The following is a 1,266-nucleotide window of genomic DNA, read 5'->3' on the forward strand; positions in this document are numbered from 1 at the left end:
TGAACAGGCGAAATGGCTGGTACTACCAGGGCGCAGAGAGCGAAGTTATCCTAGAGAACTCCGGGCCAGAAGCAGGAAATATCCAGATAAAAAAGTTGCTGGTCACCCTTAAGTGACCAGCATTACGGCATCGCCGGGCTTTCTTTATCGCGCAGTGCGGTTCAGCGCCTCGCTCACGCGTTCGACGACGTGCTGGGCGGTGACGATGCCGCCGGACAGATACACCTCGGCCGCCGGCAGGTAAACCACCTGGCCTTTTTTCACCGCCGCGGTTTTCTTCAGCGCGGTGCCGGTAAGGATCTTCTGCGGTGCCACCGCGTTCGGCCGCCCGGTCGCGGCGTCTCTGTCGATGACGAACAGCCAGTCCGGGTTCAGTTTGGCCACCTGCTCAGGCGTCAGCTTGTTGCCGCGCACGTCTTTTGCGTCGGACTGTAGCGCCGACGAGAAGCCGAGGGCGTCATAGACGAAGCTGAAACGGCTCTTGGGGGCGTAGGCGCTGATCTTGCCGCCGGAGAACAGCACCACCAGCCCGCGCCCGGCCTGGGCGGCCTGCGGTTTGACCGCCGCGATCTGCGCATCCAGCTTATCGACAGCCGCCTGCGCCTGCTGCTGCTTATCGAACAGCTCGCCCAGCTGCAGCGTGCGCTGTTTCAGGCTGCCCAGCTGATCCTGCGGATCGACGGACATGTTCAGCGTCGGCGCCAGCGCGTTCAGCTCGTCATAGGCTTGGGACGCCCGGCCGGCGATCAGGATCAGATCCGGCTTGGCGGCGCGCAGCACGGCCATATCCGGCTCGAACAGGGTGCCGGCATTGAGGTATTTGTCGTTCTGATAGCGCTTCAGGCTATCGGGTAAATTCTTGCGGTTGCCGGGCAGTGCCAGCGGCTCGACGCCCAGCAGTTGCAGCGTTTCCAATGAGGCGTAATCCAGCACCACGATGCGCTGCGGGTGCTTCTTCACCTCGGTGCTGCCGTTCAGGTGCTGGACGTTGACGGTGGCCGGGGTAGCGGCTACCGGCGCGTCGGTTTTGCTGTGGCAACCCGCCAGCACCATCGTGGCCAGCAGGGCGATCATCAGGGGGGAGCGGCGTAATTTCATGGGGCTTCCTCACGGTGATGGAATGAAAAGGGCGCAGCGTGTGAACTGCCCCCCATAAGTTGGACGATGTAAATTCAGGCGGCCTTCGTGGCCTGAGTTCGATACTCTACCGGACTCAGGCCTTTTAGTTTCTCTCTGAGGCGGTCATGGTTGTAGTAATCAATGTAG

At 61.6% G+C, this 1,266-nt stretch carries 2 protein-coding genes; both read right to left on the bottom strand.

Going from position 1 to position 1,266, the window contains the following annotated elements; all coding sequences use genetic code 11:
* Positions 1–144 precede the first annotated feature (144 nt).
* Complete coding sequence (locus tag M6G53_RS24845) at positions 145–1,098, bottom strand: siderophore ABC transporter substrate-binding protein (RefSeq protein ID WP_253335207.1); 954 nt, start codon at positions 1,096–1,098, stop codon at positions 145–147.
* Positions 1,099–1,172: 74 nt separating this feature from the next.
* On the bottom strand, positions 1,173–1,266 hold a 94-nt coding region (locus M6G53_RS24850; RefSeq protein ID WP_253333459.1), incomplete at its 5' end, for an IS3 family transposase.

The sequence above is a fragment of the Serratia nevei genome (assembly GCF_024160145.1).
GTDB lineage: Bacteria > Pseudomonadota > Gammaproteobacteria > Enterobacterales > Enterobacteriaceae > Serratia > Serratia nevei_A.